The sequence below is a fragment of the bacterium genome, assembly GCA_040753555.1.
GTDB lineage: Bacteria > UBA9089 > UBA9088 > UBA9088 > UBA9088 > JBFLYE01.
Genome location: JBFMDZ010000124.1, coordinates 1 through 6411 on the forward strand (window position 1 = coordinate 1; position 6411 = coordinate 6411).

Sequence of the window (6411 nt, forward strand, 5' to 3'; positions counted from 1 at the left end):
AAGGATATTAAAAGAGGAGCTTTCTGGGAAAGAGGTAATAATAAAGACAAATATTATAAGGGATAGGGAGAGAAAATATTTTGTTGAGGATGTAAAGGAGGCAAGGGTAAAGCAGGAAAAGGGAAATATTCTTGGGGTAAGGCTTACAAATCCCCTGTTCAAAGAAGAAGAATCTCCATTTATTAGATACCCAAATTCTATAATCACCCCAGAAAGAATTGCTGAGAAAAAGAAGAAAATTCTTATTGTCTATTCATCTGATTATGACCTTGAAAGGGATTTTAGAAGGCTCCATAGAAAAACAAAACAGGATTTGACAATTACAATTTTATATCCAGGATGAAAAAAATGCAAAATGCAAAGCGTAAAATGCAAAATAACAGTGCAAAATTCAAAATTTTAATAAATTTTACCACATTTTTGCGTTTTGAGTTTTTAGTTTTTTAGTTTTTAAATGTCGCCCATTGTAGGATTAGATATTGGAACCACAAAGGTTTGTGTCTGTGTCGCTGAAATAAAAAAGAATGGAAAGATAGAAATAATTGGCATAGGCACAAAGCCCTGTTCGGGTCTACACAGGGGAATGGTTTCAAATGTTTCCCAGACAACAGCATCCATTGAACAATCTATGAGCAAGGCTGAGCTTATGTCAGGAAGCAAGATAGAATCTGTTACAATTAACATATCAGGAAGCTCGGTTAAAGGCATTACAAACCCAGGAATGATAGCCATTAAAAAGGGAGGAGGGATAACAAAGCTTGATGTTAAAAGGGTTATTGAAACAGCAAAAGCGGTTAATATTGCCCAGGATATGGAAATTCTCCACCACCTTCCTCAATCTTACAGGGTGGATGACCAGGATGGCATAGAAGATCCTGTTGGTATGATAGGGATGAGGCTTGAGACAGAGGTTTATTTTATAACAGCAAAGAAGACAGCCATCCAGAATCTTATAATGTGCGTTGAAAAGGCAGGTTTAAAAATGATGGGTTCACCTATTTTATCATTATTAGGGGGAGCAGAGGCTGTCCTTTCTCCTGATGAGAAGCACCTTGGCGTAGCCTTAATTGATATTGGCGGAGGAACAACGGATATGGCTATATTTATAGAGGGAAATCTCCATCATTTATATACAATTTCTATTGGAGGAACTAATATCACAAAGGATATCTCAATTGTTCTTAAAACATCCTTTGACAATGCAGAGAGGATAAAAAGGGAAAGGGGGTGTTGCTTTTCTTCCCTTATTTCTGAAAATGAGGAGATAGCTTTACAATCCCTAGGAGGACAAGATGAACAAACCATTCCAAGGCATGTTCTATCTGAGGTAATCCAATCAAGGATGGAAGAAATGTTTTCTATGTTGGATAGGGAGATTACAAGGTTTAAACCAAGAATAAATGCAGGTGTTGTCTTAATAGGTGGTGGAGCAATGATGGAAGGGTCTATTGAGCTTGCAAAACAAGTATTCAATCTTCCTGTAAGGATTGGTATTCCTCAAAACATAGGCGGTCTTGTTGATGCTGTATCTACGCCATTCTATGCTACATCTGTTGGTCTTGTTATGCTTTCTGCAAAGGAGCATCATAAAAAAGGGACAAAAAAGGCATCAAAACATTTTTCATGGTTAAAGGAGATAAAAGGGTTTTTTAGGATATGAAGTCTGAAGTCGGGAGTCGGGAGTCGGGAGTCTTAAGTCATATAACAAAATTTCCAAATCAGATATTGCATTATTGCATTATTGTATTATTGATAAACCTTAATTTTTGCTTTGCTGATATTGGGCTTATAAAGATAGATGGCGTTATTAACCCGATAACAGCAAGGTTTGTGAGGAATAGTTTAGCCAAGGCAGAGCAAAAAAACCTCTCTTTAGTTATTATAAAGATTGATACACCAGGTGGCCTTGTTACATCTACCCATGAGATTGTAAAAGAGCTTTTAAATTCAAAAATCCCTGTTTGCTCTTATATATCTCCAAAGGGAGCAAGGGCTGCATCTGCGGGTGTATTTATCTGCCTTGCATCTGATATTGTTGCTATGGCACCATCTACACATATAGGAGCTGCACATCCTGTTTCAATGGGAGAGGGAATGTCGGAGAAGATTGAAGAAAAGATTTTAAATGACCTTGTTGCAGAGATAAAGGGAATAGCAAAAGAGAGAAAGAGGAATATTGAATGGGCAGAGGAGGCTGTTAGGGAGAGCAAATCAATAACAGAAGAAGAGGCAATTTCTCTTAATATTTGCGACATTGTTGCCCTTGATTTAGATGACCTACTAAATAAACTTAACGGAAGGATAATAACAAGGGATAATAAGAAGATTGTCCTTCATACAAAAAACAAAAAAATGGATGAGATAAATATGAGTTTTAGGGAAAAATTCCTACATTCTCTGGCTGAACCAAATATTGCCTATATCTTTTTAATACTTGGGATATATGGTTTAATATATGAATTTGCCTCGCCTGGTATTGGCTTGGGTGCTGTTTTGGGAAGTATATTTTTGATAATGGCATTCTTTGGGCTTTCAAACCTATCAATTAACCTTGCTGGTCTTCTTCTTATCCTCTTAGGGTTTGTTTTGCTCATTGCCGAGATAAAGGCACAAACCCCTGGAGTATTCCTTTTGGGTGGTGGCGTAGCCTTAACATTAGGCTCATTTATGCTCATTGATGCAGGTTTTTCTCCAGAGGTTGCCATTTCAAGCTCTCTCATTCTCTCTGTTTCCATAACAACGGTTGTTTTGTTTTTTATATTGATAACCCTAGGGTTAAAGGCACAATTTAGAAAGGTAAAAACAGGCTCAAAGGGGATGATTGGAAATAGGGGAAGGGCAACAACCCAAATTCAAAGAGAAGGGATGGTATTTGTTGATGGTGAGCTATGGAAAGCAAGATCAGACGAAGACATAGAAAAGGATAGCGAAATAGAGGTTATTGCTATTGAAGGCTTGGTTCTTAAGATAAAGAAAGCTTAAGTTTTGAATGTGTATTACCAAGATAAGATAGAATCCCTAAAAAGTATTTTCAAAAAAGAAGAGCTTTTTTTAGAAGGGGATTTTTTGGTAGTAGATAATGCGAGGTATCCAATTATCAACGATGTTATCATTTTATCCAAACCAAGCGAATATACTGATTTTGTAAAGAAAGAATTAAGGATAAAAGATGCTGCCAACAATAGGGAAGTAGAAGATTTTGCAAGAGACATTCAATATACATTTTCAAAGGAATGGGAGCAATACAATGAAATTTTACCTGAACATAAGGGAGAATTTTTGGAATATTTTGACCTTGTTCCCCTTGCTTTGCTACAGAATTTACGGATATGCGACCTTGGTTGTGGAAATGGTAGATGGAGCTATTATTTAAAAGATGTTTGTAAGGAGATGATTCTTATTGATTTTTCTGATGCTATCTTTATAGCAAGGAAGAATTTAACAAATGCCAATAATTGCCTATTCTTTATGATGGATTTGAAAAACCTTCCATTTAAAGACAATTTTTGCGATTTTTTGTTTTGCTTGGGCGTTTTGCATCACCTTCCAACCCCTTGCCTGAATGAAGTTATAAACCTTAAGAGATTTGCCCCTACATTACTCATTTATCTCTATTATTCTTTGGATAATAAACCTATATATTTTCGTCTTGTTTTAAAAATAGTAACCTTGTTGCGGATGCATCTTTGTAGAATTAAAAGCCCAATCTTTAGGGAAATATTCTCGCAATTTGGGACATTTTTTTTCTATATTCCCCTAATATTTTTGGGACAATTATTAAAACCCGTAGGACTTGGTAAGTATATTCCCCTCTATGAAACCTATAATGAAAAAAGCATTAAACGCATCAGGCAAGATGTTTATGACAGATTTTTTACCCGTATTGAACAGAGGGTCTGCCGCAAAGAGATTTTAGAATTGAAAAATACCTTTACAAACATTATTATATCTGAGAATAAACCCTATTGGCATTTTTTATGCAAAAGATGATGGATGGAGACAATATGCACAAATAGAAAAGTATGGTTTAATTATGAAATTTTGGAAACCATTGAGGCTGGAATTTCACTTACAGGATGTGAGGTAAAGGGTTTAAGGGAAAGAAGGGGGAATATAAGTGAAGCATTTGCTAGAATAGAAAATAATGAATGTTTTCTATATAATTGTCATATTAGTCAAGCCGGAGGGGATTTAGCAAGAAAGAAAAAGCTCCTCCTTCATAAATACCAGATTGAAAGATTAAGGGGAAAGATAGAGGAGAAAAGAATGGCTCTTGTTCCAACAAAGATGTATTTTAAAAAAGGAAGGGTAAAGGTAGAGCTTGGGCTTGGTAGAGGAAAGAGGCTTTATGACAAAAGGGAAGCAATAAAGAAAAAAATCCATAATCGGGAGATAGAGAGGGGATTAAAAAATAATAGACAATTATGATGAGAAAGGAAGAAATAGTAAGGGAAACAAAGGAAACAAGGATAAGACTAAACCTAAATCTTGATGGAGGTGGAGAATCTAATATAAAAACAAGCATTCCATTTTTTGACCACCTTCTCTCATTGCTTTCACACCATAGTATGTTTGACCTTGATATAGAAGCAAATGGAGACCTTCCACACCATATCATTGAGGATATCGGAATCTGCCTAGGAGAAGCATTTAATAAGACATTGGGGAATAAAAAGGGAATAAATAGGTATGCTGATATAACCATTCCTATGGACGAGGCATTGGTTATTGTATCTTTGGACATATCAGGAAGGCCAAATCTTGTTATAAAAAGGGATAATATTGCTTTTGAATTTTCTGGAATTGTTGATGGTCTTGATACATCTTTAATTCAAGCATTTCTTAAGGCATTTGTTGATAATTCAAAGATTACCCTCCATATTGTGATTCTTTATGGCTCTGATACCCACCATATTATAGAGGCAATATTTAAGGGAATAGGAAGGGTATTAAAAGGGGCAACAAGGATTGAGAGAGAGGATATTCCATCAAGTAAGGGGATGATATAAAGAAAGCCAAAAGTCAAAAGTGTGGTAAAATTTTATTATAGTGTTCCGTAAAACTTCGTATAATCAAGATGTGAACTTTGGTAAAAAGTAGAATTTGGAAGATAAGGAAACTAAAAACTTAAAACTAAAAATGCAAAACTACAACTTAAAACTCAAAACTAAAAGATTAGAATTGAAGGCTATCCTTAAAGTTCATAAAGTGAGAGGGTTATAGAACTCAATAACTCAATGGACTTAACGAAATTTTTGTAGTTTTTAGTTTTGAATTGTGGTTTTTAGTTTTTCGCTTTAAGTTTTAAGTTTTTCAAAGAAGTTTGCAAAGAAATCTAAAATTGAGAGATTGCTTATTATGAAGAATTATGCGGATAACTATAAATAAATGCAAAATGCAAAGGTAAAAAAAATAAGGGAAATTCTACAAGGGATGGAGAGTGTTTTGGTTGCTTATTCAGGCGGCGTTGATTCAAGCCTTCTTCTTTACCTTGTAAGCTTGGAATGTCCAAATTCCCTTGCTGTTATAGCAAATTCTTTTCTATATCCTAAAAGAGAATTAGAAGAGGCAAAAACAATGGCAGAGAATTTTGGGATAGATTATATTTTCATTGAAACAGATGAGCTTAAAAACCCAAAATTTATAGAAAATCCTCCCAATAGGTGCTATTTTTGTAAAAATGGGCTATTTTTAAGGCTTGAAAATATTGCCAAAGAGAAAGGGATAAGCCATATCATTGATGGAACAAACCTTGATGATGAGAAAGATTTCAGGCCAGGAATGAAAGCAAAAGAGGAATTTAGAATAAGAAGCCCCCTTAAAGAGGCAGGATTTACAAAAAATGAAATTAGAGCCCTTTCAAAAAAACTTAATCTTTCTACCTGGAACAAACCATCCTTTGCCTGTCTTGCCTCAAGGTTTCCATATGGAGAGAAGATAACAAAAGAGAAATTAAAAACGGTAGAGAGAGGAGAGGAATTTTTGAAAGACCTTGGATTTAAACAATTAAGGGTAAGGTCTCATAATGGAATTGCAAGGATAGAAGTAGAAAAAAGAGAGATGAAAAAGGCTTTAGAGCTAAAAGATGAGATTGCAAAAGCCCTTAAGGGATTTGGATTTTCCTATATAACCCTTGACCTTGCTGGATACAGAACAGGGAGTATGAATGAGGCTATTTTGTAATCTCAAGGAATGCATCCTCAAGGCTTTCCTTTTTTTGCAAATCTTTAAGGGATGATGGAGAACCTTCTGCAACAATAAATTCATTGCTAGTTAAACACATACAATTAGCAATTCTCGGTGAAGTTATAAAGGCTATATTATCAAGCCTTCCTGGAAAATAAGAAAATATTTTTCGCAAAAAAAGCCTCTTAAGGTTTCCTCTCAAAAATGCCGATATATTATATAGAA

8 protein-coding genes are annotated in these 6411 nt (G+C 35.0%); 7 read left to right on the forward strand and 1 reads right to left on the reverse strand.

Annotation, left to right across the window (positions count from 1 at the left end; genetic code table 11):
• The 7 genes from AB1630_09400 to larE all read left to right on the forward strand — a co-directional run.
• The coding region (locus AB1630_09400) for a hypothetical protein (protein MEW6104005.1) at positions 1-343 on the forward strand (343 nt) is incomplete at its 5' end.
• A gap of 111 nt (positions 344-454) precedes the next feature.
• Complete coding sequence (gene ftsA, locus AB1630_09405) at positions 455-1660, forward strand: cell division protein FtsA (GenBank protein MEW6104006.1); 1206 nt, start codon at positions 455-457, stop codon at positions 1658-1660.
• Complete coding sequence (locus AB1630_09410) at positions 1657-2982, forward strand: nodulation protein NfeD (GenBank protein ID MEW6104007.1); 1326 nt, start codon at positions 1657-1659, stop codon at positions 2980-2982. Before ftsA ends, AB1630_09410 begins: the two co-directional genes overlap by 4 nt.
• Before the next feature lie 9 nt (positions 2983-2991).
• Positions 2992-3990, forward strand: coding sequence for a class I SAM-dependent methyltransferase (locus AB1630_09415; GenBank protein MEW6104008.1), 999 nt, complete (start codon positions 2992-2994; stop codon positions 3988-3990).
• Between the two features lie 3 nt (positions 3991-3993).
• Positions 3994-4428 (forward strand): SsrA-binding protein SmpB, encoded by a 435-nt coding sequence (gene smpB / locus AB1630_09420; GenBank protein MEW6104009.1) that lies wholly within the window; start codon positions 3994-3996, stop codon positions 4426-4428.
• Positions 4425-5009, forward strand: coding sequence for an imidazoleglycerol-phosphate dehydratase HisB (gene hisB, locus AB1630_09425; GenBank protein MEW6104010.1), 585 nt, complete (start codon positions 4425-4427; stop codon positions 5007-5009). Before smpB ends, hisB begins: the two co-directional genes overlap by 4 nt.
• A gap of 379 nt (positions 5010-5388) precedes the next feature.
• Positions 5389-6183 (forward strand): ATP-dependent sacrificial sulfur transferase LarE, encoded by a 795-nt coding sequence (gene larE, locus AB1630_09430; protein ID MEW6104011.1) that lies wholly within the window; start codon positions 5389-5391, stop codon positions 6181-6183.
• On the opposite strand, the gene AB1630_09435 is transcribed toward larE, so the two are convergent.
• On the reverse strand, positions 6173-6411 hold a 239-nt coding region (locus tag AB1630_09435; protein ID MEW6104012.1), incomplete at its 5' end, for a hypothetical protein. The genes larE and AB1630_09435 overlap by 11 nt on opposite strands.

Coding starts and splice junctions, on each gene's coding strand:
- ftsA (MEW6104006.1), top strand. CDS start 455: ATGTCGCCCATTGTAGGATTAGATATTGGAACCACAAAGGTTTGTGTC.
- AB1630_09410 (MEW6104007.1), top strand. CDS start 1,657: ATGAAGTCTGAAGTCGGGAGTCGGGAGTCGGGAGTCTTAAGTCATATA.
- smpB (MEW6104009.1), top strand. CDS start 3,994: ATGGAGACAATATGCACAAATAGAAAAGTATGGTTTAATTATGAAATT.
- hisB (MEW6104010.1), top strand. CDS start 4,425: ATGATGAGAAAGGAAGAAATAGTAAGGGAAACAAAGGAAACAAGGATA.
- larE (MEW6104011.1), top strand. CDS start 5,389: ATGCAAAATGCAAAGGTAAAAAAAATAAGGGAAATTCTACAAGGGATG.